We start from the raw sequence: 26,541 nt of genomic DNA, 5'->3' as shown, positions 1-26,541 counted from the left end.
TACGGCACAAAAATTTTATAAATTTTAATTTCGCCGTATATCGTTTTTTTAAGATGGTAAAAGAATTATTTTTACTATGTTTAATCGATTGAAACCCAATAGTTAATTCACTCCCTCTTTTGAAAATAAGCATTTTATGAACCTTCAATTTTCATTCAATCCATTTGCCACTCCCATATTTCTGACAAGTTTGTTGTTTATTGTTTTGGCATTTTTTTCATTTAACAAAAACAACCAACACGGAGAACGGTATTTTTCGTATTTTCTTTTGAGTTGTTTTTTTTACTCTTTTTTCTACGGCATTGAACTGCTAGCGGTCACAGCTGAGGGGATAAAGCTGTTTTACATTCTGGAATTTATAGGAGGTGCATTTGTCACACCCTTTTTGTTCCTGTTCGTCTTAAAATACACCGACCGCGCCAAATTCATCAACAAAAACTGGCTGGTGTTGATCTTTGGGATTGCGGCATTTTTTCTCTTGATGGTATTTACCAATGATTTCCACCATCTTTTTTACAAAGAAATATCGGCAGCCAATAATTCCTATTTTTTGTCTGTCGCTCTCGAGAGGGGCATTCTGCATTGGATGTATGCGAGTTACAATTCGATATTGATCATATTCTCCAATCTGTTACTTTTCAGAATGCTTTTTTCAATTCCCGAAATTTACCGTGGGCAAGTTCTGATTATGCTTTTTGGGACTTTGATCCCTTGGATTGCCTATTTGTTTGTGGTTTTTGGTTTCTATCCATTTGGCCTGGACCCTGTTCCCTTTTGCCTCGCTATAAGTGGTGTTACCTTATTTTGGGCACTTTTCCAGTACCAATTGTTCAGGGCCAATCCGATTGCCTTCAAAACAATTTTTGAAAACATATCTGATGGAATCCTAATCATGGACAGGATGGGGGATGTGGTGGCAATGAATTATGCCGCTAGGAAATTTTTCTCAAAATTAAATCCTCAAAGAATCTATAAAAAAGACCAGTTGATAGGGATTTCAAAAGAATTTGAAACCCTATTCCTATCCAATTCACCAAATACCAGAATTGAATTGGTTAACCCCTCAGACAAAAGAATCTTTGAAATTTATCTTAAGAATATTGACAAAGATTCTCTTGACCTTGAAACTCCAAATTTTCAATATTTATTTTTCAGGGATATCTCCGAACAGAAATCCACGGAGGAGTTTATCAAGTCAAATGAACTGAAACTGCAAAATGTCAACAGCAATCTGATCAGGAATGAAAAAATGCTGACTTCAATTGCTTTTGCAACCAAAGAATTACTTTCCAACCACGATTTTGCTACTGCCACCCAAAAAGCCGTTACACTTCTCGGAGATGGTGCAGGCGTGGATAGGGCTTACCTTTTTGAAAACAGTCTGGATGAAAACGGGAATATTCTAAGTTCTCAGAGATTTGAGTGGAGCGCATTGGGTGTACCAGCCGAAATAGACAACCCAAATCTTCAGGGTTTGCCTATTGGGCTTTTTGGAGAAGGATCGAGGGTAATGGCCCAAAACAACCTTTATCAGGCCATCGTGGATCAAATGGAAGATGACCCCGAATTGAAAGAACTTTTGCAGAGTCAGGACATCAAATCCGTCCTTCTCATTCCTATATATGTGGAAGATTATTTTTGGGGATTTGTGGGATTTGATGACTGTACCAACGAAAGAAAATGGAGTGAGGCCGAAACAGCCCTGCTGATAAGCTTTGCAGACAGTATCTCCAATGCCATTGAAAGGAAAAACATGGAGAAAAACCTTGTCAAATCCATGGAAGCTGCCAATGAAGCGAGCGTCGCCAAATCTGAATTCCTGGCAAATATGAGCCATGAAATCAGAACGCCATTAAATGGTGTCATAGGATTTTCGGATTTATTGATGAAAACCAACCTGGATGAAAACCAAAAAGGATTTTTGCAATCCATCCTACAGTCAGGAACCCTTCTCCTCGATTTGATCAATGACATTCTGGATTTTTCAAAAATTGAGGCGGGCAAACTTGAAATGAGTCCTGAGTGGGTCAATATCAATGACCTCCTGACTGATACATTAAAGATCATACAGCCTACCACCAACGAAAAAAACCTGAAGCTCAATCTCAAACTGGATGATAAACTCCCGAAATCAGTTTATGTGGACTCCACCAGGATCAAGCAAATATTGATTAATCTCCTGAGTAATGCCGGGAAGTTTACCCATCAGGGCCATATTGACTTGGCTGTCACGGTGGATGGGCCGGTATCTCTAAATGGATTGATGCCTTTGGTATTTTCGGTTGAAGATACCGGTATAGGGATTTCAAAAGAAAAAGAACGAACCATTTTCGAGGCTTTTGCCCAGGAGGACAATTCCACTACCAGGAAATATGGCGGAACAGGTCTTGGTCTGACTATATGCAGCAAATTATTGGAGCTGATGGAAAGCAGGCTGGAGCTTCAGACAACTTTGGGAAAAGGAAGCAAATTCTACTTTAAACTAGACCTGCCTGTATCTGAAGAGATGGTTATCCCAAAAACCGAACAAAAAATGAATGGAAATAATCTTCCTTCCAATTCCAATAAGGAGAAAGGTTCCAACACGGTTTTTAAGATTTTGCTTGTGGATGACAACCCCGTCAACATGCTTCTTGCCAAGGCTATTGTGAAAAAACTCTTGCCAAACTCAGTTGTTTTTGAGGCATTCAATGGACTTGAAGCATTGGAGGAATACAAAAAGGAAAGACCCGACTTGATTTTTATGGATATCCAAATGCCCGAGATGAGCGGCTATGAGGCTACAAAAGAAATTAGGAAAATAGAAACGGATGTCCATACACCTATAGTTGCACTGACTGCCGGTACCGTAAAAGGAGAGTATCAAAGATGCCTGGAGGCCGGAATGGATGATTACCTGAGTAAACCCGTATTGGTGTCGGATATCTCAGGAATGATCGAAAAATACCTCGATTCCTCTCCAAATACTGCTCAAGTCATTGCCTCTTCCAAATTTGAAGAATACAGGCTGTCAGACCCTGAGTTTTACAAGGAATTGCTGGAAGTGAGTATCTCCAATATTGAAAAGTTACAGTCGACATTGATCAGCCACACGCAGGGGGGAAACCTCCATGGTGTCAAGCAAACCGGTCATGCCCTCAAAGGTGTCGGCCTTAATCTTGATTTCAAAGACCTTGTATCTACTTCTTCTAAGACAGAATTGTTGACTGATCTGGATGAGTTAAATAAATCTGTGGTCAATGAGACTATCCAAGAGGTTTCAAAAATCCTTAGCGGTCTAAAAGCCGAGTGGGATTCCATCAAAGGTTAAAGAAAAAGCAAAAGCAAAAAAAAAGTGAAGGATTATTCCTTCACTTCTTCATAATCGATATAGTCACCGCCTTTGATTTCTTTTGACCTCTTTTGTTCGTATTCTTTTGGAATGTGGTCAACATTAACATTTGCTCCCGGCGGTTTTCTTCTCCTGTCATCTTCCCGTTTCAGGTCATTGGCATGGTCCACAAACTGCTTGAGTTTACTTTTTACAAAAAACTGAAGCAACTTGGAGAATATCCAAGAAAGGACAATTGCAATTAGAAGAAATTTGAAAATAAATCCCATTTTAAGATGTGAGATGTGAGACAAAAGACGTGAGACAATCTAGTGTCTCAGGTCTTCCATCTCATGTCTAAAGTTTATTATCTACTCAGGTAAAGGTTTCTCTCGGAATAAATCTTCAAGAAATAATCGTCCATCAGATCCTCAATGAAGTATATGGCTTCTCCTGTTGACTTCATTTCAGGGCCTAGTTCTTTGTTGACATTGGGGAATTTGTGGAAAGAGAAAATCGGTTCCTTGATGGCATAACCCTTTTTGACAGGATTGAATTCAAAGTCAGTTACTTTTTTCTCACCCAACATCACCTTTACGGCATAATTGACATAAGGTTCCTGATAGGCTTTACAAATAAAAGGAACCGTCCTTGACGCCCTTGGATTGGCTTCGATGACGTAGACCTTGTCATTTTTGATCGCAAATTGGATATTGATCAAACCGACTGTTCTGAGTGCCAAAGCAATTCTCTTGGTATAGGTTTCAATCTGACGCATCACATAATCTCCAAGATTGTATGGAGGCAATACCGCATAAGAATCTCCGGAATGGATCCCTGCCGGCTCGATATGCTGCATGATACCGATGATGTAGACGTTTTCTCCATCACAGATGGCGTCAGCCTCAGCTTCAATAGCCCTTTCCAAGAAATGGTCCAAAAGGATTTCATTGTTTGGAATATCCCGGAGCACATTGACCACATGCTCTTCGAGTTCTTTTTCATTGATGACAATCTTCATCCCTTGACCACCCAAAACATAGGATGGTCTCACCAAAAGCGGAAATCCAATCGTCTTGCACAACTCCAAGGCCTCGTCGGTATTGTGGATGGTACCAAATTCAGGATAAGGCACATCATTTTCTTTTAGCAAATTCGAAAACCTTCCCCTGTCCTCTGCCAAATCCAAGGCCTCGTAGCTTGTCCCGATGATCTTGATACCGTATTTATCCAACTTCTCGGCAAGCTTCAAAGCAGTCTGCCCTCCCAACTGAACGATTACACCCAAGGGTTTTTCGTGCAGGATGATTTCATAGATATGTTCCCAAAAGACCGGCTCAAAATAAAGCTTGTCTGAAATATCAAAATCCGTAGAGACTGTTTCAGGGTTACAGTTGATCATGATGGTCTCGTAGCCGCATTCTTTGGCGGCCAAAACCCCATGGACACAGGAGTAATCAAACTCAATCCCCTGTCCTACCCTATTGGGACCTGAACCCAACACCACCACTTTTTTCCTGTTGGAAACCGGAGCTTCATTCTCATCACCAAAAGTAGAATAATAATATGGGGTCTGGGCATCAAATTCCGCAGCGCAGGTATCTACGAGTTTGAAAACCCGCTTGATGCCCATTTCGTCGTAGCGTTTTGTGAAGACTTCACTCTCCAGACAACCCAACAGATGAGCCAACTGACGGTCTGCATAACCTTTTTTCTTGGCCATATCCATCAATTCTCTTGGAATGGTATTGAGGTTGAATTTGCTGATCTGGTCTTCGACGTGGATCAGTTCTTCAATCTGTCTGAGGAACCACTTGTCAATTTTGGTCAGATCATGGATGGTCCTGAAGGAAATGCCCAATTTGAAGGCATCGTAAATATGGAAAAGCCTGTCCCAACTTGGGTTGGCAAGGCTGTATAAAATCTTCTGTTGGTCACGGAGTTCTTTGCCATCGGCACCTAATCCATTTCTTTTGATCTCGAGTGATTGACAGGCTTTTTGCAACGCTTCCTGAAAATTGCGCCCGATACCCATCACCTCTCCCACAGCTTTCATGGACAATCCCAATCTTCTGTCGGCACCTTTGAATTTGTCAAAGTTCCATCTCGGGATTTTGACAATCACATAATCTATGGCAGGCTCAAAAAACGCGGAGGTATTTCCTGTAATCGAATTGGTCAGCTCATCGAGGTTATAGCCGACGGCCAACTTAGCCGCAACTTTCGCAATTGGATAACCTGTAGCTTTGGAAGCCAAAGCGGATGATCGCGAAACTCTTGGGTTGATTTCAATTCCGATAATCTGGGTATTGTCAGGACTGACTGAGAACTGTACGTTACATCCACCTGCAAAATTCCCGATGCTGTTCATCATGGTGATGGCGTAATTCCGCATCCTTTGATAAACCGTATCCGGCAAAGTCATCGCAGGTGCCACCGTGATGGAATCACCGGTATGTACCCCCATCGGATCAAAGTTTTCGATGGAACAGATGACAATCATGTTGCCGATATTGTCCCGCATGACCTCGAGTTCATACTCTTTCCAACCCGTAATACTTTGCTCAATCAGCACCTCATGGACAGGAGAAGCCTGAAGTCCGGCAACAAGGGCTTTTTCGAAATCCTCTTCTTTTTCTACAAAAGCCCCTCCTGCACCTCCTAGGGTGTAGGATGCTCTGATGATGAGGGGAAATCCAATCTCCTGTGCGATTTCTTTTCCCTGAAGGAAAGAAGTAGCAGTATCTCCTTTACAGACACCCACACCGATTTTTTCCATCAGTGCTTTGAATTTTTCTCTGTTCTCGGCAGTATCGATGGCATCGATATCCACGCCGATCATCCTGACACCGTATTTTTTCCAAATGCCGGATTTATCGCAATCAATGGCTAGGTTAAGCGCAGTCTGTCCGCCCATCGTCGGTAAAACCGAATCGATATCCGGATGCTCTTGGAGGATTTTGATGATGGATTTTTTGTCGAGGGGCAGCAAATACACATTGTCGGCAGTTACGGGATCCGTCATGATCGTCGCAGGATTGGAATTGATCAAAGTGACTTTGATACCTTCCTCCCTGAGTGACCTGGAAGCCTGTGAACCGGCATAATCAAATTCGCAAGCCTGACCGATGACAATGGGTCCTGAACCGATGATGAGTGTGTGCTTGATGCTAGTTTCCTTAGGCATTCCAAAAGAGGTTTTAAGAGGTTTAAATACTTACGGCTAAATTGGTCCAAAATTAGGGAAATAATTTAAAGTAGCCCGACCATATCCAAAAAAAGGGAAGAAAGATTATGTGAATGGGAACGATTTGTTAATCGGATTATTTGGAACTATCTTTTGTTGGAAGAGGGGGGAGGTTACCTTTTGGTTGGGATATGCGATTTAATTCGAATTACAAATTGGAAAGCATAAATGGGAGAAATTGAAAATGAATTGATCAATCAGCCTTTCCTGTTTTTGGTGTAAACCCAATTGCTCAATGTAACTTTTTTCTCCCAAAAACAACAGAAATCGCATTTTCAATACCCCGAATGGCGGTGCAGGGAGATTTGTTGAAGTATAAAAACCGGGGAAGCACCTTGCACGGGGTTAATATTATTCAGCCCGCTTCGGGGCTGTAAGTCAAAGGAGCCAAAATCTGGAGATTTCTTCATCCTTTCCATTTAAACGACTTATCATCAATGGCACGCATGGTGCAAAGAACGCCGTTTAGGTGATCGTACTCATGTTGGATAAGTTCTGAGATGGCACCCTCCACTTTCCATGATTGCTTTTCCCAGTTTTCATCCAAGTATTCCAAGGTCAAGGATTGGTGTCTTTTGACTTTGACAAGGAGATTGGGAAAACTCATGCAATCATCCCAAAGCTCAAACATGCCCTTGCTTTGATCGGTGATTTCGGGATTGATAATGATGTAGGGTCTGTCGAGATGGAGGTAAAATAAGCGCTTCATAATCCCCAACTGAGGCGCAGCAATACCTCTCCCAAATCCATATCTCCTCCTGATATCTTCCATGGCTTCGTGAAGGTCTTTTACCCAATTTTCTACCAAAGGAAGTTCGTCACGGGTTAGTGGCGCACAATTTTCATAGAGACGTGGATCCCCGAGTTTGAGGATGTCTTCGACTTTTTTCATCAAAAGAATAAATTAAGATACCATACTTAAAAGAACCAAGCACTCAACCCATTCCCCTGAATCTTTTCGAAAGATAGACCATTTACCCTCAGCGCATCTGGAACCGCAATATCGGTATTGGAAAAAGAGAAGCATCGAATTGTCCCTGAAAAAAATGGGTTCGGAAAAAGTGAAAATCTGACTTCCCTCCCAATTAGCCAACTTCTCTTTATCCTCGTTGGAAGCCAAACTCAATCTTGTTCCAAAATCATATATAGTCTTGATTTTTTTGTTTTCAATTAAGTCAAAAAGGAATTTTCGCTCATCTACTGAGATTTCACATTTTTCGATTTTGCCTTTAGGAGAAAAACCAGAACCCTCTATCTCCAACACTTCTTTTAACTTCAGATAAGCCCAATCAGGAATTTCTGAGGAACACTTTATTGGTTCCTGTGAAATGGTGTTTAATATTTGATTCAAAAAATCATTTTTCAGATTCTCTTGGGCAATACAAAGAACATAAATGAAAAAAAAGAAAATGATACAGATCTGTTTAAGCATCATTAAACTTAAGAATTAGAAATTCTTTATCCAAAAAAACCTATCAGAATTTAATGCTGACAGGTTTGGTTCAATTAAGTTAGACCGAGGTCTTTTGTCTTTTTAAAACCTTCGAGGTCAAAAAAGACCTCAAAGGTTCAGGTTCTAAATATGCAAAGCCCTGTTGTCTGTTGCGGCCAGGCAGGCTTCTTTGAAAGCTTCTGTATAAGTGGGGTGAGCATGCGACATTCTTGCAATGTCCTCAGCAGAGGCACGGAATTCCATCGCAACGACCGCTTCAGCAATCATGTCGGCAGTCCTTGGTCCGATCATGTGTACACCAAGGATCTCATCTGTATTGGCATCAGCCAAAACTTTAACTACGCCATCCGTATCCATGGAAGCCCTTGCGCGGCCTGAGGCCATGAAAGGGAATTTCCCGGTTTTGTATTTGACTCCCTGCTCTTTGAGCTGCTCCTCAGTATATCCCACTGAAGCCACTTCCGGCCAAGTGTAGACTACTCCGGGAATCAACAGGTAATTGATATGCGGCTTTTGTCCGGCGATGGTTTCTGCTACGAAAACACCTTCTTCCTCTGCCTTATGTGCCAACATCGCGCCTTTGACAACGTCACCTATCGCGTAGATATTTGGCACATTTGTTCTCAGATGTGCATCCACCTCAACCAATCCCCTTTCGGTGATCTTCACTCCTGCCGCTTCGGCATTCAGTCCTTCTGTATAAGCTTTTCTGCCAATGGAAACCAAGACATAATCTCCTACGATTTCGATGGTTTCTCCTTTGCTGTTTTCTGCTTTGACGATGACCTCTTTACCGGTGTTTTCCACAGCCGTCACTTTGTGTTTCAGGTAAAAGTCAAAATTCAATTTCTTCAATGACTTCTGAAGTTCCTTACTCATGGTGCGGTCCATGGAAGGAATGATGGCATCGAGGTATTCTACCACAGATACTTTTGCTCCGAGCCTGCCATAGACAGAACCCAATTCCATACCGATCACTCCGCCGCCGATGACGATCATGTGCTTGGGAATTTCTTTCAGCTTCAAAGCTTCGGTAGAGGTGATAACCCTGTCCTTGTCGATTTTGATAAAAGGCAAAGAAGCCGGCTTGGATCCAGTGGCTATGATGATGTTTTTTCCTTTGATCTCTTCAGATGAACCATCGTCCTTCGTCACTTTGACGGTTGTGGCATCTACAAAAGAACCCAAACCGTGGTGCACGTCGATTTTGTTTTTCTTCATCAGAAACTGGATGCCATCCACATTTTGCTTGACCACCTCGGCTTTGCGGGCAATCATCTGTTCCAGGTTAACCTCCAAGTTGTCAAGGTTGATACCGTGGGTTTTAAAAGTATGGGCGGCATTGTGGTAATGCTCGGAAGAGTCCAAAAGTGCTTTGGAAGGAATACAGCCTACATTGAGGCATGTTCCTCCGAGCGTGGGGTATTTCTCAATGATGGCGGTTTTCATACCCAATTGTGCTGCCCTGATGGCTGCTACATATCCTCCCGGGCCTGAACCGATTACTATGACGTCGTACATTTATTTTAGATTTTAGATGGGAGACACAAGACAAGAGACTTGTTTACCCCAAATTTTAAATATTCTGTTTTGCAAAAGCGGTAGTAAATTATGAATTAACCTTTGAACTCAACCACCTCTTACTTCCTACTTCTTCCTTACCTTAAACTCCAAAAAGCAGTCTTGTCGGATCTTCGAGCAATTGCTTGACACGTACCAAGAAACTGACTGACTCTCTGCCGTCGATGATTCTGTGGTCATAAGAAAGGGCAAGATACATCATTGGTAAGATTTTGACCTCCCCGTTTACAGCCATTGGTCTCTCTACAATATTGTGCATGCCGAGGATTGCAGACTGGGGCGCATTTATGATCGGGGTGGACATCATGGAACCAAAAACTCCGCCATTGGTGATGGTAAAGGTCCCTCCGGTCATCTCTTCTATCGACAATTTGTTGTCTCTAGCCTTGCCAGCTAATCTTACTACTTCTTTTTCGATTTGGTCGAAGCTCATGGCTTCTGCATTTCGGATTACAGGTACCACCAATCCTTTTGGTGCGGAAACAGCAATGGAAATGTCGCAGAAGTCATTGTAGATGATTTCGTTGCCATCGATCATGGCATTGACAGCAGGCCATTCCTGAAGCGCCACGCAAACCGCTTTGGTAAAGAAAGACATGAAGCCAAGGTTGACACCATGCTTTTCTTTGAACTGGTCTTTGTATTTCTTACGGATATCCATGATAGGTCCCATGTTGACTTCATTGAAGGTGGTCAGCATGGCAGTCTCATTCTTCACCGCTACCAATCTCCTGGAAACGGTCCTTCTCAGGGAAGTCATTTTTTCTCTCCTACTTTCTCTGCTACCTGCTATTCTCGGAGCAGAAGGTGCTTCCGCTTTCGGAGCGGCAGGTTTTACATCAGCAGCTTTTGGAGCTTCTTTTGGTTTGGCTTCAGCAATGATGGCATCCTCTTTGGTGATGCGTCCATCCTTTCCTGTTCCTTTGACATCATCGGAACTGATTCCTTTTTCGGCGATTATCTTGGCGGCAGCCGGAGAAGCATGTCCGGTGGCATAGGTTTCGTTTCCTGAAGTTGCTGCTTTAACCTGTTCTGCTTCAGCCGGGGCAGAAGTAGCAGTGGCCGGAGCACCACCTTCGACCACTTCGATTTTGCAGATCAAGCCGCCAATTTCCAAAATGTCTCCTTCTTTGGCAACGTGGCGAAGGATTCCATTGGCTTCGGCAGGCAATTCAAAAGTAGCCTTATCGGAATCGACTTCAGCGATGATTTCATCCAAAGTCACATAATCACCATCCGCTTTCAACCATGATGCCAATGTCACCTCAGTGATTGATTCTCCGACGGTAGGTACAATCATATCTTTGATTTCTCCTGTTTTGCCTCCTTGGCTTGATTTTGCTGCTTCCATAACAATTGTTTTTTCTTCTTTGCTTTCTGAATTTGATGCTGAATCAATCACACAAATAACTGCCCCGATTTCTAAAGTGTCCCCTTCTTGGGCTTTGATTTTCAATGTACCGGCAGCTTCTGCCGTCAGTTCAAAAGTGGCCTTGTCGGATTCCAATTCACAGATCACCTCATCCATCTGGACTTGGTCACCGTCCTTTTTAAACCACTGACCAATGGTGACTTCTGTGATAGATTCCCCGACAGTCGGGACTTTCATTTCTAGGTTCATTGTTCTTTTATTTAAGGCCAAAATCGGCCAAATGTATTTGGTATCCTCAATCAATCTCTTGCTCAAGGGGATTACTCAATGTCACGGGATAATCAGGAAAGCTTCAAAGCCTTTCTGACAATTTTGCCCTGTTCTTCCACATGGACTTTATTGTAACCTGTAGCAGGGGAAGCGGAAGGCTTTCTTGAAATAATGTCCATAGGAAGTTCCCTGTACAACATTCTCAAAATATAATTCCAATAGCCCATATTTTCAGGTTCTTCCTGAACCCAAACGATTTCGGCACCTTTGTAAGCCTGAAGGGCTTCCATTATCTGTTTTTTAGGAAAAGGATGAAGTTGTTCTATTCTAACAATAGCTACGTCGGATACCTTTTCCTTCTCTCTCGCTTCATCAAGGTCATAAAATATCTTTCCTGAGCAAAGCAATACCCTTTTTACATTTTTAGGATCTACCACATTGTCAGTCAAAATCTCCCTAAATCCACCTTTGGTAAATTCTTCTAAAGGAGAAACCACCTTTGGATGTCTCAACAACGATTTTGGAGACATGACCACGCAAGGCTTTCTAAAATCCCAAGCCTGTTGTCTTCTTAAAAGGTGGAAGAAATTGGATGGCTCAGTGATATTGGCTACCACCATGTTATATTCTGCAGAAAGCTGTAGGAATCTTTCAGGTCTGGCATTGGAATGCTCAGGACCCTGACCTTCATATCCGTGAGGCAATAGCATGACGATACCGTTCATCTTTCCCCATTTGGATTCCCCTGAAGAAATAAACTGGTCTATCATTGTCTGGGCACCATTGGCAAAATCCCCAAATTGGGCTTCCCAAATCGTAAGTGAATGTGGACTGGCCATGCCATACCCGTATTCGAATCCTAAAACAGCATACTCGGAAAGCAAAGAATTGTAAATGCTGAAGAGGCCATTGCTGTCTTTGAGTTCTTTCAGGAAGTTATAAGGAATATTCGTATTGGCGTCATGTACGACTGCATGCCTGTGGGAAAAAGTCCCTCTCTGACAATCCTGGCCTGTAATCCTGACCGTCTTCCCTTCCAAAAGCAAGGTGCCATATGCCAACAATTCGGCAGCTGCCCAATTGAGGGATTTGGCCGTAAAGAACATGTCCTTCCTTTGCTTCAACTGTACTTCAATTTGCTTGATAGGCTTGAATCCCTTTGGAATAGTGGTCAATGCCTCTGCTACTTTTTCTATGCTTTCAAGGGACACTGAAGTATCAGGAGACTTGTCAAAATCCTCAGGAGTTGATCTTCTCAAAGACTGCCATTCCCTTTCAAATTTGGTGAATTGGTAGGGCAAAGGTTTTTCTTTGACCAGATTCAGTCTGTCCTGAAGCAACTGCCTGAACTCTTCATCCATTACCCTTGCTATCTCTGCGTCTATATCCCCTCGTTCTGTCAATCTCTTGACATAGATTTCTCTTGGGTTAGGATGCTTGGAGATAATATTATAAAGTTCAGGCTGGGTAAATTTCGGTTCATCTGACTCATTATGACCATGCCTTCTGTAGCAAACCATATCGACAAAAATGTCTTTCTTAAATTTTTGTCTGAATTCCGCAGCAATATTGGCTGCAAAAACAACTGCTTCTGCATTGTCACCATTGACGTGGATGACAGGCGCATCTATGATTTTGGCTACATCTGTACAATAAATTGAGGTCCTGGCATCATCAAAATCAGTCGTGAAACCGACCTGGTTGTTGATGACAAAATGGATTGTACCTCCGGTATTGTATCCCTTCAGTCCTGCCATTTGGGTCACTTCATAAACGATCCCCTGACCGGCAACTGCTGCGTCGCCATGGATGAGAATCGGAAGTGCCTTATTTGAATCGTTTTTATGTTGGGAATCAATTTTTGCTCTCATAAAACCAACAACCACCGGGTTGACAGCCTCCAAGTGAGAAGGGTTAGGTGCCAACTTAAGGTTGACTTTTTTGTCTCCTGTGGTAATGATGTCACTGGAATAACCCATATGGTATTTGACATCGCCATCACCCATCGTAAGGTCAGGTTTTGCAGTACCCTCAAACTCAGAAAAAATCTGTTCGTAGGTTTTTCCCATGATATTGGAAAGCACATTGAGTCTGCCCCTGTGCGCCATACCGATCATGACTTCCTCTACGCCATAGTTAGCAGCTGTATTGATGACTGCATCCAAAAATGGTATGGTGCTTTCCCCACCTTCCAAGGAAAATCTTTTTTGTCCCAGGTATTTGGTATGAAGAAAATTCTCAAAGACAACTGCCTGGTTCAATTTAAAAAGGATCCTCTTTTTGGCCTCCACAGTTGGATTGAAAGACAGGGCCTCTCTTTCGAATTTGGTCTTCAACCAATCCAGCATTTCAGGATCTCGGATATAGGTATATTCAAAACCGATTGCCCCTTCATATATGATTTTCAAAGACTCAATCAATTTGGAGAGCTTCACTGTTCCGATGCCTATTTCCTTTCCGGCTTGGAATTCGGTGTTCAGGTCATTTTGATCCAAACCAAAGTCCTCAATTTCCAATAAAGGTTTCCTATCCCTTCTTTCTCTTACAGGGTTGGTTTTTGATTTAAGGTGGGCGCGGGACCTGTAAGCATGGATCAGTGCCCTAACCTTGATTTCTTTAGGCAACTGTTCCATATCCATGATTGTCCCGGGCGTCAATAAAGAGCCATTGACAGGCTCTTTAGAAGGCTCAGGAGTTTTTGGAGAAGATACAGAAGCAGGTTCCTCACCGAATTTGGTTACAGCGAAATCAAAGCCATCAAAAAAAACTTTCCAACTCGGATCAATTGATTCGGGGTTGTTCTTATAATCAGCATATAGCTCATCGATATAGGCTACATGCGCATTGGAGATATAGGAGAATTTATCCATCGGTTTTATTGTCAACAAGACAAATGTAAATTCAAAAAAAGACAATTAAAAACCGTTAACACGGTTATACAAATGGAAATATCGGTTTCAAAAAAAGAAAGACCAAACAAGCCAATCAGCCAAACAAAGAAATAAGACTTTGCTCAGTATAATTAAGTTAAATATTGCCTGAATTAAAGACCATAAAAAAAAGCAGCATCCGAAGATGCTGCTTTTAACACTGTTAAAATTAAATCATTTTTTTATCTCAATCCTGGAGGCCATGGTTTACCCGCATTGGATTTCAACACTACCCTACCGGTTTCAGCAGAAGTATTGACCCAAGTGAATACCAACTCAGCAGGTGAAACACTGATGAAGTTAAAGGTGTAAGTGTCACCATATTTATCCGAACCGGAGAAAGACAGGGAACCACAGGCATCATTCAACCTCACATTGCCACCAAAGGTATCTCCATAACAATTCCAGAAGCCGAAAGTAGCATCAGAAACTCCATATGCAGTGGTACCTGCTACAGCAGTAAAGGTTACTGTACCTGTAATAGACCCTGGACATGAACCGAATGGTGAACTCATTTCAGAAGAAGTGAATTCATAGGTTCCTGCTAAGTTTGAAGGACAAATCACAGAAACGTTGTACAGGAAAGGAGAAGCATAGAATGCACCACCTTTGATATCTGCACTTGCATTTACATCGTTGAACACACGTCCAGATTTGTCAGTCATTTTCAGACGGAATTCAAACACGTCTCCACCATTGACCTGAGAAGCCGTAAGTCCAAGTGCAGCAAATGTTTCTGCTGAAGTCACCAAAATTTTAGCCCTAAGGAATTTACTTTGGTCATTTGGAGCAAAATCAGCTGATGAAAGTGTTTTTACAAGAACATCATTCACTGTAGTACTTGTACCAACAGGGACATATTGCAATCCTACACCCGGAATCAATCTCCTACGTCTTACCCTTACTTCTACTGATTCGACAGTAGCACCATTCTCAGCATCTACTCCTTCGATAGTAATATCAAATTTGGCATTTGCCAAGTCAAAGAAGTTAAATGTATCGCTTGTACGGGCAACAGTTCTAAGATAGGCACCTGTATCAAAGGTTGCGTAAGGAATCCTTGGCTCTACGAAGTCAGTACATGAGGTTATAAAAACCAACATGGATACCAACATTCCAAAACTATATTTTATCAATTTCATATTTTAGCAATTTTAGAGGTTAGTTTATCCAGCCGTTACCTTCAGGATTGGTATCCCAGAACACTCTCTGACCAAGATTTGCCTTCTGTGGAGGAGCATTTTTATTGGTGACAACAAAATCAGTCGGATACAAGAAAGATCTTGGGAATAATCCCGGATCAACTGCCAAACCAGGCTGCATTTTATCAGGCTGACCAGTTCTTCTGTGAAGATTGTAAGACTCAACTCCGTTACCGAAAAGAGACAACCAATATTCCCTTGCAATCAAGTTCATTTTTCTATTTGCCGGAGCTGCATCCCATTCAGTATTCACTGCTGCGATGTAAGAGTCGACCAGAGAATTAAAGATATTGTTTGGTTGGAAAGCAGTTACAATAGCGCCTTGAGAAGATGCAGTAGAAAATGCTCTTACGAAGTTCATGTGCTTACGGATACCGCTAGCAACTCTTGCTTTTGCATCACCAGGCACGCCGAGGGTCTGAATTGCTTCAGCTACCATGAAGTCAACATATGCAGAAAGCATGATTGGCTGAAGACCTGCACCACCTGCACCCAAAAGTGGGGAGTTTACAGGAGAAGCAGAGTTGTCATCAAATCTACCACCTGCAGGATAAAGACCGTACATGGTTCTTTCAAAACCATCTGGTGGAATACCTTCGTTGTTCAAGTGGTCTCTTCCCCAATATCCTCTACCTGTAGGGCTGAAGTCAGGCAAACAGAAAGGGAATCCACCTGCCAAATAATGCCCCGGAGCAATTTCGCCTAAGCATCTCAATTTATCAGGATCAGTAGGGTTTTTGGTGACTTGACGATACAAGTAGTACCTTACCCTTGGGTCATCAAAACCTTTTGCTTCCGTTAAGTGGAACATATAGAATGTGCTTTGGTAAGCACCACCACCACCACCATACTGACCGAATTTTGGAGCTCTTGAATCAGGATTGGTCTGACTTGTTCCATATCTGAACACAAAATCATCGCCTTCTTTCAATAAATTATCTTCAGCAACCAAGGCTGCAATTCTTGCTGCCGAACCGCTGTTGACCAATTTGGTATTGAGGTAATACTTCAATTCTAAAGTATTCACCAATCTCTGCCATCTTGTTAGGTTGTTATTGAAATACAAGTCAGTAGGAAGTGCGGCTGTTGGAATTGCAAACGCTGCTCTTGCTGCGACCAATTCGTCCAAGGCAACTTTATACACATCTGCTGCACTGTCTACAGTTGGAAAAAAGTCGGCCGGATTGAGGGCTTTAGAATAAGGGACATCCCCAAGGTGATCTACCAAGTGCATCAAAACCATGGCTTTGATTACTTTGGCAATGGCAACGTGTCTTGGGATAGGTCTTTCCGGAGTATTAAGCTCAGTTTCTATAAACTTAATATCGCTTAATATTGTAGCATAGGAAGTACTCCAAACACCGTTCAATGCAGTCGCATTGTAAGCATTTTGGTAGTTGACGTTAGGCTGTGACAATATCCTGGTTAATTGTGCACCTGTATTACTGATACCTTCAAACATACCAGCATAAGCCAACTGAACGTTATTCAGTACCCAACTTGGATCAGCTGTTGAAGCTGTAACCTCATTTGGAGAATCAAGGAGATCAAGATCACCACATGATGTTGCAAATACCATGGCAAAAGCAACTATCAGACTATATATTTTTCTTTTCATTTTAGTTAAAATTTAGTGGTTTAGAATGCTAAGGTTAATGTACCACCGAATCTTCTTGAGCTAGGACCAGTTACAAAGTCAAAGCCCAAACCGTTACCAACACCTACACCCAACACGTCCACATCGTAGTTCATGTTTGGAGGGAAGTTAAGCGCTCTGAACCAAAGGTTTGTTCCGCTAAGTGCCACAGAAGCACGCTTGAAAGGAGTCTTAGAAAGAAGAGAAGAAGGAAGGTCATAACCAAATGACAATTCTCTCAATTTTACAGCAGAGCCATCAAATACGTTTGATTCATCAGCACCTACGTGATAGCCATCAAAGAAGTAGTTGGCAGCAGTGATCTGGATATCGTTAGGAGTACCGTCTCTCTTTACACCTGGAAGAATGAAACTCATCTCTCTGTCAACAACCGGATCTTTGGTCACACCTCTAGCAAGGGTAGCAGTCACAGTATTAGAGAAGATGATACCACCTCTTCTGTATTCCAACATGAAGTTCATGAAGAAACCTTTGTATCTCAAGGTGTTGATCCAAGAACCTGTCCACTTTGGATTTGGATCGCCTAAAACTCCAATTTCAGTGTCTTCCAGGTAAGTTCCGTTAGTATCTACTATTGGCTGACCTGTCTGCTCATCACGGGCAAAAACAGTTCCTTTGATGATACCGAAAGGTTGACCTGGAATGGCAAAGTTACCCAAGGTAGTAAAACCTGCATAAACGACTTCTTCCAAACCTTCACCCAATTCCATGGTAACTGTCCTGTAGGCAGTCCAGTTTACAATGGTCTCCCAACTGAATCCACTTGCAGTAGTAATTGGAGTGGCAGTACCTTGGAATTCAATACCTCTGTTTCTGATTTTACCGATGTTGATCGTTGTATTGGTGAAACCTGTAGCAGGGTCAATTGGTGAAGAGGTAATCAAATTGTTGGTGTTTTTCTCATACAAAGAGATGTCAAATCTTACTTTGTTGTTGAACATGCCAGTTTCAATACCAAATTCAAGTTCTTCATGCAACTCAGGCTTCAAGTTTGGATTACCTAAAGTATTGCTCAAAGATTGTGATTGGAATAAAGTTCCACCTGCATTTTGGAATGCCCTTGAGGACTGTCCCAAGATGTTTCTTGTTTGGTAAGGAGAAGGGAAACCTGCAGAGGTACCATAACCCAATCTCAATTTAAGGTCATTGACAGTGGATGAATTCCAATCGAATGCATCTGAAGGGATAAAGGAAACTGAAGCGCCCGGATAAAGGATCCTTCTGTTTTCAGGTTCTACTGTAGAAGTCCAGTCATTTCTTGCGACTACGTTCAAGAACAAATAGTTGTTATAATCAACAGTTGCCTGTGCATAGATACCCATTCTTCTTTCTTCAACCATATAATCCATACGGCCTGCGCCAAGTGGGTCAATGGGTGCAGAAACAAGGAAGTTAGAGTGTCTGAAAAGGTCAAAAGCCAACTGACCAGTGGAAGCGATACCGTTTTGCTGGTATTTGTCATATCTTGAGTTGAAACCCAAAAGTGCACTAATCCCCACCTTCTCAGAAAGTGTTTTTCTATAGTTCAAAATCAAATCCTGGTTCCAAATGGTATTGTTGATGTTGATTGTTCTGTAATACCCCTGTCTTGCATCTAATGTCACTCCGGCACCTCCACCTTTGTTATACATAGCTTCCTGCACTTCTGTGTAAGTATCCAAACCTAATCGGTAGGTTACAGAGAAGTTATCAGTGAAGTCATAGTTCAAAGATGTTGAGTTGAAGAAACGGTTTACAACAGAAGTATTTTTGTAATTTTTCACTAGCCATAGTGGATTAACCTGGTCATTTCCTGATCTGAAATACACTGAACTTTTATCGACGGGATTTTCGAAAGGAAGCCCGCCCAAATCTATTGTTCGCGGAGAATACAAGACATTGGCATAAGCTGAAGGAATACCACCGTTAGGACCTGAACCGAAAGCAGCATTGACAGGAGGAGAATCCACACCTGTTCTAGCAAAAGTAAAGGAAGAATTGATGGTGAATTTTTCACTTACTGCTGAGTTGATACCCAAACCGAAGTTATACTTGGTCAATTTGTTTCCCGGTAGGAAACCTTCGTCAGAAGTATAGCCGAATGAAGCACTATAACCTGTGCTTTCTCCACCACCTTGGATCTGAACTGAAGTATTGCTTACCAATCCTGTCTGGAAGAAAGTCTCGCTTGGATCAGCATACGCCTTGTAGTCATACTTTATAGGCGTAGTAGTTGGATTTCCATTCGCATCTTTCTCAAAATATTCAGGGAAAGCGTTTCTGATACTTGCCAAGGATGAGGACGCTATTGGGTGATTGATCTGCAAACCCAGGTCCATTCTTGGACCGAAGTTAGAGAAGAATAATCCTGGCTGCTGCTGGAATCCGTTACCATAAACCTGTCCGAAAGTTGGAAGCGAAGCTGCATTGTTTGAGAAGATAGACTGGTTAACAGTCACTTCTGCTTGCTTTCTTTTTCTAGAACCTGATTTGGTTGTAACCAAGATTACACCGTTTCTACCCTGATCACCATACAATACAGTAGCCGAAAGACCCTTCAACACAGAGATGTTCTCAATATTGTTTGGATCAATATCCAAGAAACGGCTAGAAGTGGTAGCACCACCTGAACCAAATCCTGTTACAGCATTTGTATTGGTGTTGAAAGGAACACCATCCACAACGAACAAAGGCTGGTTAGACCCTGTGGCTGAAGAATAACCCCTGATGATGATGTTTGTACCAGCACCTGAGTTACCGTTAGTAGCGGTGATGTTTACACCTGCCACTTTACCTTGAAGAACCCTCGCAACGTCAGCTTCCGGTCTGTTTTGGATTTGTTCATCCCCAACAGAGGTTACTGCGTAGCCCAAGGCTTTCTTTTCTTTCTCAATACCGATTGCCGTTACTACCACTTCGGATAGTTGTGACGCATCAGTAGTGAGCGTTACATTGATGACGGATCTGTTACCGATTGCTTCTTCAAGGGTTTTCAAACCCACGAATGAATAGATCAGTACATTCGATCCGGCTGGTACATTAATAGAGTAATTACCATCCAAATCGGTGGTAGTACCTACTGTTGTACCCTTCACGAGGACGGTAGCGCCTGGGAGGCCCTGCCCATCTTCATCGGAAATTACCTTTCCGGTAATTACCCGTTGTTGCGCCGACACCTCGATACTGAGTGTCATGGTGAAAAGCGCAATAACAAAGAGTAAAGCTTTTCTCATAAGGTATTTTAGTTTAGTTGATTTGTAAATAAAATTTATTTCCGTCACATTTCAAAATAAGGTAATTTGGGAATTAAATATCGTTTTAATATATTTATTTATATGTTTTTTCATATTTTAACATATTTTAAGTAATTATCATCCGTGTTAATTATTGTTAAAGTTAAAAAAACTTGAATTAATTGGGAACTAAGTGAAAATACTTAGGGAGGAGTCAAAAAAAGTGAATTATTTGGAAATCATTTTTATTTCGAACAATCAGTTTTTTAAAAATAGATTCAACCAGATTAAGCGGAATATTATTCTGTTTTGATCTAAATTAAAATTTTTGATTTTTTTAAAAAAAAATTACTTTAAATGCATAAATGATATCAAAAATGGCAATTATTTAATTAATTGATAATTAATTGCCCATATATACCAATATTGATAAATTAGAGTGTATCAGAAAGAAAAAGAATGATTCTTTAAATTTCTAATTGAAAAAAATTTTTCATCCTTTACTGATTTACGGTCTTTTCAATGACATATTTTGAATTTGGGTGCACAAAAATGAATTTCAGGTCAATATTTTTACCTAAAAAGGATTTTTTCCAAAAATCATTGAAATCTGGGTTTTGTTTTGGGTCTGGATTTTAAGGATCGGCTTTCCAAAGGCCTTCACTGTCGCAGAATTTAATTTGGATTGAAAAAAAGCCCCGATTTCCAGCCCGGTCAACACCCTTTACAAAAAAAGAGGATGCAGAAAGGCATTATTGCCCATACTGCATCCATGATTGCTTTAAGATTTGATTGAAATTCCTTGAATTTCAAAATGGCCTTGTTCTGTACACTGATCAGAAAGCAAACCTTATCGATAAGGCTACCTCATCCCACCATAGGCCTCCATTATCACTGATATTGACAGAGGGCTTCCAATCGAGGGATAAGTTAATGGGGGCATTGTCGAATTTGTAGTCCAAACCGATAATACCATCTAATCCGACTACTGTTGAACTGCTGCCGTTATCGCCCCAAGGTGTATTTCTTTTGTCGGCATTCCACGATCCGATGTGGGCACCACCACCATAGAACCACTGCAGGCCTTTGGCACCATCGATGTCTTTATGGACTTCATATAGACCTACAATGATAAAACCCTGCCATCTAGTGTACAGGATACCTTCAATAGCTGCACCGTTCTGGATAAAGTGCTTGACGGTTATACCGTTTCCTGAACCGAGCCTAAGCCCTATTCCGGTGTTGTACTGAGCCATAGAGTCATTGACAAACAAAAATGAAAACAGGACTGCGAGAATTAGAATTGTTTTTTTCATAAAATTTCAAATGGATTTAAGTTTAAATAAATAATGGGCGAAATAAATTAATTCTTTGAATAAATCCCATCAAGGATGGTTAAAATGATACATCTCATCAGGTGTGATACAAATATCAAGCCCAATATCGTGCGGTTCGGCAGGAATATCCTGTGTAGGTAGAAAAAACGATAAACCCACCTTCATTATTTTATGGTTTAAAAAAGCAAAAAATTTGTCATAATATCCTTTCCCATAGCCCAATCGGTTTCCTTTCCTGTCATAAGCCAAAAGAGGAACCAATACCAACTGAATCTGATTGCTGTCTACTATTTTTGGATACTTTGGAATTGGAATCCCAAAATCACCTGTTTCAAATTCTTTGGCATCGGTGATTTCCAAAGTATCCAAGACCTTTGTGTTTGGATTCAGATGAGAGGTATATATAATGTATCCCAAGTCTTGTAATTTTTTCAATAAGGGAAAAGTATTCACCTCATTCAGCTTATTGATGGATAAAAACAGATGCACATGCCGGATAGCCGGATTCGAATTCAAAAAATCAATCACGCGGTTGGAAATCTTTTCAGAGTACTCCTCTCTCAACTCATTGGAAACAGCCTTTCTCAACTCAAAGTGTTCCTTCCTGATAGCTGACTTATCCATGACCAAGTCTCAAAATCATGTATGAATAATCAAAAGGATCGAAAATTTCCTGGATTTGGGCAACGAAATTATGGTCTTGGAGGTAAAACCTCATAAAATTTTCTACTCTTTCCTGAGGACTTCCTCCCGGATTCATATATTGGAAGATTGCTTCTCGTTGTTTGATTTGGATATCCCATTTGCGCTCTTCAGCTTTCTTCACCTTTTGACCCAGCTGGTCCAAAATCTTCAATGCCCGTACCTTTCCCGCTTCAAATGCACTGCCGAGACTTTTCTCAAGATCCTCGGCGGTTTTTCCTGACTTTTCAAATATCAACCCCAAAGCTTCTTTCTCCTTGATCAATTTGATGTCCATGGAGGCATTTTTGGAAATAAAATCTTTCTTCCACTCCTTTACAGACTGGAAAAGCAATTCATCTGAAAGCCCGAGTTTTTCGATTTTCCTGTCAATTGCCTGATCCAAAACCACAGCAAAATTCCTCGGCATCAAAGCAGGAAAGGGCACTTCAAAATGATCGAAAATCCCTTTCATCTGGAGCCAATAAACCACTTCCGCAGGACCACCCAAATAGGCAAGGTTGGGAAGGACCATTTCCTGATACAGCGGACGGAGCACGACATTAGGACTGAACCGCTCAGGATGAGCCGATATAAGCTCCATCATTTCCTTTTCTGTAAATGAAATTTCTGTATTCAATACCTTAAAAACATCTCCTGATTTTTCGATTCTTTCCCTTATCCCCTTTTCCATGTAGAAAAGATTGATCTCTCGAGGGAATATCTGGCTTTTGTACCCAAGGTCTTCCAGCTTTTTGGTTTGGGAATCCGCAAGAACCTTTGGAATATGCTGGAACAAATCTTCTTGGACAACAGGGATGAAAATCCTTTTTAAGGCTGCCTCATTGGCATCCACAATCAAAAGACCCTTTTCTCCAAACAAATGATGGACATATTTTCTGACTGCTTCCGATAATTTGCCGGAATTGTGATACGCTTCTTTAAAGAAATCGGGAACAAAACCGGAGACTTCTTTAAAATATGATTTGAAACTTTCATCCAATTCAAAATCTCCCACAGCTCCTGCCTGATCCGTTTTCCATTGGTACTTTTTGCCGTCAAGTTTGAAATAGCTGATTTCATCGAAATCATGGTCTTCTGTCGCCATCCAATAAACGGGTACAAAATGCTTGTCAGGATAAGCTTTTTTCAATCTGTCCGCAAGGTTGACAGTCGAAACGATTTTATATATAAAATAAAGTGGTCCTGTAAACAGGTTCAGCTGATGACCGGTGGTCACTGTAAAAGTGTTGGAATCGGCCAAAGACTGGATCTGCTGAGTGGCGATTTCGTTGTCCTTGAGGCCTTGGTATTGATTTGAAAGTGTTTCCACCAAAACTTTCCTGTGGGCATCCTTGAATTTCTTCCCTTCAATCAGTTTTTTGAAATTTTCAATTTTTGGAAATTGGTTATAGAAAGGAAAAATCTCAGGCTTTTGGTGGATATAGTCTAAAAATAAGGCCGAAAATTGTCCGGTACAATCCGGATCAACTGTGCTTTTTATCATGGATTTGGTGTTCAACGTTCACTTAGGCGATACAAGTCATTCTAACTTCGCAACAAATGATAAAGTTCGCATTTTTTTCCTTATTACAAGAATGGCGATTGGACAGTTTAATTTTATCAAAAATTGTATAACAGGCGACGGAAGGTGATAGTGTAGATTTGTGAGAATAAAGGATGAAGGATGAAGGGTGAAGGAGGAAGTGAATTATGAAGTAAGAGTTACGAAGTACGAAGTACGAGGTAATGAAGTGGGAAGTACGAGTTACGAAGTGGGAAGTTGAGGGTTTGGGACTGTTTGTAAAATTTAAAGAAAATGAAAAAGAAAGAAATACCTGTGACGGGAATGAGTTGTGCGGCATGTGCCCTTTCTGTGGAAAAAACCCTTTCTAACAGTCCGGGAGTCAAATCGGCATCAGTTAATTATGCAAACCATGTTGCACTACTCGAATGGGAAGAAGATGTCGTGTCCTTGGAAAAGCTCCAGGAAGATGTCCAATCCACGGGCTATGACCTGATGATAGAAGATATCCTGCAAGAGGATCTTGAAAAAATGCAGCTTGAGGCGTATCAAAAACTCAAGAAAAAAACAATCTATGCAGGAATTCTTGCCTTGCCGGTTTTCCTGATCGGCATGTTTTGGATGCACATGCCCTTTGGCAATTACATCATGTGGGCCCTGTCCACACCTGTATTGCTTGTTTTGGGAAGACAATTTTTTATCCAGGCATGGAAATTAGCAGGAAACCGACAGGCAAATATGGACACGCTTGTCGCTCTGAGTACAGGTATTGCATATATATATAGCTCCTTCAATACCTTTTTCCCCGAATACCTTGCCTCAAAAGGCCTTGAAGTCCATGTGTATTTCGAAGCAGCCTCGGTGATCATATTCTTTATTCTATTGGGAAAAACCCTTGAATCGGGCGCCAAAGCGGGTACCGGCGCAGCACTCAAAAAATTAATGGACCTTCAGCCGACTGACCTTATTGTCCTGAAAGATGGAAAGGAAATCTCCATGAAGACCAGCGAAGTTAAAAAAGGCGAGGTTATATTGATCAAACCCGGCCAAAAAATCCCTTTGGATGGAAAAGTCCTGGAAGGCTCTTCCTATGTCAATGAAAGCATGCTGACCGGTGAACCGCTTCCTGCATTAAAGGAAAAAGACACGCAGGTTTTTGCTGGTACTATCAACAGTTCAGGAAGTTTTACCTTCATTGCGGAGCAGATTGGAAGTGATACTTTCCTAGCCCAGATCATCCAAAGGGTCAAGGCAGCTCAAGGTTCCAAGGCTCCCATCCAAAAAATGGTGGATAAAGTGGCCGGGATTTTTGTGCCTGTGGTGTTGGCTATCGGGATAATCACTTTCTTTATTTGGGGATTTAGCGGAATCGAAGATTCTTGGTTGAGAGGAATGTTGGCGCTGATTACCGTGTGGGTAATTGCCTGTCCCTGCGCATTGGGATTGGCTACGCCAACAGCAATCATGGCTGCCATGGGCAAAGGCGCAGAAATGGGGATTTTGATCAAAGATGCCGAAAGCCTGGAAAAAGGAAAAACCATTGACACTTTGATTTTGGACAAAACAGGAACGATTACGGAGGGAAATCCTAAAGTAATTGACGCCATTTTTGGTGAATCGTGGAATGAAACAGACGCTTCTGTAGTCAAAGCCATCGAATCCAAAAGTGAACATCCTTTGGCAAAAGCCATTTCAGGATATTTTGAAAAATCGGATCCAAAAATCAATATCACAGATTTCCAAAGTGAAACAGGAAAAGGGGTGAGTGCAAAATCAGGCAATGACCTCTACCGCATCGGTACCATGAAGTGGCTCTCCTCCTTCAAAGTAGAATTGACTGGACCGCTTCAGGTACAATCCAACAAAGCCCTCGAGGAGGGAGCGATCGTTGTATTTGTAGCCAAAAACACGGAATTGGTTGCAATCTTCAAAATCGCGGATCCTATCAAAACCACTTCTATAAAAGCAATTACCGAATTGAAGCAAATGGGCATTGCCATCCATATGCTGACAGGTGACCAAAACAAAACCGCCGCTTGGGTAGCCAAAGAAACAGGCATCGACCATTTCAAGGCCGAAATGTTGCCTCAGGACAAAGCAGCTTACCTCAAGAATCTACAAGCTCAAGGAAAACATGTGGCTATGGCCGGAGATGGTATCAATGACAGCGAGGCACTTAGCTTGGCCGATTTGAGTATTGCCATGGGGAAGGGAACGGATATAGCGATGGAAGTCGCCGAAGTGACCCTGGTCCATTCGGACTTATCCCAAATTCCAAAAACCCTTCATCTGACCAAAAAAACCGTATCAATTATTCGTCAGAATCTATTTTGGGCCTTTATTTATAACATCATCGGAATCCCGGTTGCAGCAGGGATCTTATACCCTACGTTTGGATTCCTTCTCAATCCTATGATCGCCGGGGCAGCCATGGCACTAAGTTCGGTCTCGGTAGTCACCAATAGCCTTCGGCTTAGAAAATAAAAATTTCATTTCAAGAAGTATAACCCAATGAACAGGCTAACCACATTGATTACCAGCTGTTGTTTTGGGAGGCGTCACCCTGAGTGAAGCGAAGGGTCTCTCCTAAAGTAAATGAGATCCTTCAGTCGTACCTCCTTCAGGATGACGGAGAAAACGGTGTCCTTTTCATGTCGGTACATTTTATTTAATGTTTACTCGAAATGAAAGGGTGAAGTCTTTTCACAAGCTTGCGTCTTCTGCTTCTTCGTCGTTATTCATTCTTCATTATTAATTCAAAAAT

Annotated in this window: 15 protein-coding genes; 2 read left to right on the top strand and 13 right to left on the bottom strand. The window is 41.7% G+C overall.

The annotated features are described in order from the left end of the window. Positions 1 to 136: 136 nt before the first annotated feature. Positions 137 to 3,310: a histidine kinase N-terminal 7TM domain-containing protein gene (locus DQW11_RS09795; RefSeq protein ID WP_113923895.1), complete on the top strand. Its 3,174-nt coding sequence runs from the start codon at positions 137 to 139 to the stop codon at positions 3,308 to 3,310. A gap of 32 nt (positions 3,311 to 3,342) precedes the next feature. Here DQW11_RS09795 and DQW11_RS09790 read toward each other — a convergent pair whose 3' ends face one another. The 13 genes from DQW11_RS09790 to bshC form a co-directional block, all read right to left on the bottom strand. Beyond that, positions 3,343 to 3,600, bottom strand: a complete 258-nt coding sequence (locus DQW11_RS09790; protein WP_113923894.1) for a DUF4834 family protein — start codon at positions 3,598 to 3,600, stop codon at positions 3,343 to 3,345. Between the two features lie 77 nt (positions 3,601 to 3,677). Continuing rightward, entirely contained in the window at positions 3,678 to 6,497 is a 2,820-nt protein-coding gene (gene carB, locus DQW11_RS09785) for a carbamoyl-phosphate synthase large subunit (RefSeq protein WP_113923893.1), read from the bottom strand. A gap of 466 nt (positions 6,498 to 6,963) precedes the next feature. Beyond that, on the bottom strand, positions 6,964 to 7,449 hold the full coding sequence (locus DQW11_RS09780; protein ID WP_113923892.1) for a peptide deformylase: 486 nt from the start codon (positions 7,447 to 7,449) through the stop codon (positions 6,964 to 6,966). A 12-nt stretch (positions 7,450 to 7,461) separates the two neighbouring features. Beyond that, positions 7,462 to 7,908, bottom strand: a complete 447-nt coding sequence (locus DQW11_RS09775; RefSeq protein ID WP_157966086.1) for a hypothetical protein — start codon at positions 7,906 to 7,908, stop codon at positions 7,462 to 7,464. Positions 7,909 to 8,133: 225 nt separating this feature from the next. Then, positions 8,134 to 9,531, bottom strand: coding sequence for a dihydrolipoyl dehydrogenase (gene lpdA / locus DQW11_RS09770; RefSeq protein ID WP_113923890.1), 1,398 nt, complete (start codon positions 9,529 to 9,531; stop codon positions 8,134 to 8,136). A 142-nt stretch (positions 9,532 to 9,673) separates the two neighbouring features. Continuing rightward, positions 9,674 to 11,212, bottom strand: coding sequence for a 2-oxoglutarate dehydrogenase complex dihydrolipoyllysine-residue succinyltransferase (odhB, locus tag DQW11_RS09765; protein ID WP_113924213.1), 1,539 nt, complete (start codon positions 11,210 to 11,212; stop codon positions 9,674 to 9,676). A 92-nt stretch (positions 11,213 to 11,304) separates the two neighbouring features. After that, positions 11,305 to 14,103, bottom strand: coding sequence for a 2-oxoglutarate dehydrogenase E1 component (locus tag DQW11_RS09760; RefSeq protein ID WP_113924212.1), 2,799 nt, complete (start codon positions 14,101 to 14,103; stop codon positions 11,305 to 11,307). Positions 14,104 to 14,345: 242 nt separating this feature from the next. Then, complete coding sequence (locus tag DQW11_RS09755) at positions 14,346 to 15,305, bottom strand: hypothetical protein (RefSeq protein ID WP_113923889.1); 960 nt, start codon at positions 15,303 to 15,305, stop codon at positions 14,346 to 14,348. Between the two features lie 19 nt (positions 15,306 to 15,324). Then, positions 15,325 to 16,983, bottom strand: coding sequence for a SusD/RagB family nutrient-binding outer membrane lipoprotein (locus DQW11_RS09750; RefSeq protein WP_113923888.1), 1,659 nt, complete (start codon positions 16,981 to 16,983; stop codon positions 15,325 to 15,327). Positions 16,984 to 17,003: 20 nt separating this feature from the next. After that, positions 17,004 to 20,234 carry a SusC/RagA family TonB-linked outer membrane protein gene (locus tag DQW11_RS09745; RefSeq protein WP_113923887.1) on the bottom strand — a complete coding sequence of 1,077 codons (3,231 nt, stop codon included), beginning with the start codon at positions 20,232 to 20,234 and terminating at the stop codon, positions 17,004 to 17,006. Positions 20,235 to 21,070: 836 nt separating this feature from the next. Beyond that, complete coding sequence (locus tag DQW11_RS09740) at positions 21,071 to 21,550, bottom strand: hypothetical protein (RefSeq protein WP_113923886.1); 480 nt, start codon at positions 21,548 to 21,550, stop codon at positions 21,071 to 21,073. Between the two features lie 69 nt (positions 21,551 to 21,619). Then, positions 21,620 to 22,195 (bottom strand): 5-formyltetrahydrofolate cyclo-ligase, encoded by a 576-nt coding sequence (locus DQW11_RS09735; protein WP_113923885.1) that lies wholly within the window; start codon positions 22,193 to 22,195, stop codon positions 21,620 to 21,622. After that, positions 22,188 to 23,759 carry a bacillithiol biosynthesis cysteine-adding enzyme BshC gene (bshC, locus tag DQW11_RS09730; RefSeq protein ID WP_113923884.1) on the bottom strand — a complete coding sequence of 524 codons (1,572 nt, stop codon included), beginning with the start codon at positions 23,757 to 23,759 and terminating at the stop codon, positions 22,188 to 22,190. The genes DQW11_RS09735 and bshC overlap by 8 nt, the downstream gene beginning before the upstream one ends. A 312-nt stretch (positions 23,760 to 24,071) precedes the next feature. On the opposite strand from bshC, the gene DQW11_RS09725 reads away from it, so the two are divergent. Then, positions 24,072 to 26,261: a heavy metal translocating P-type ATPase gene (locus DQW11_RS09725; protein WP_113923883.1), complete on the top strand. Its 2,190-nt coding sequence runs from the start codon at positions 24,072 to 24,074 to the stop codon at positions 26,259 to 26,261. Positions 26,262 to 26,541 lie beyond the last annotated feature (280 nt).

It is taken from the genome of Cognataquiflexum aquatile, assembly GCF_003316845.1.
GTDB classification, from domain to species: Bacteria; Bacteroidota; Bacteroidia; order Cytophagales; family Cyclobacteriaceae; genus Cognataquiflexum; species Cognataquiflexum aquatile.
Note: the sequence above shows the minus strand (reverse complement) of the source record. Positions and strands in the feature narration are given on the sequence as shown.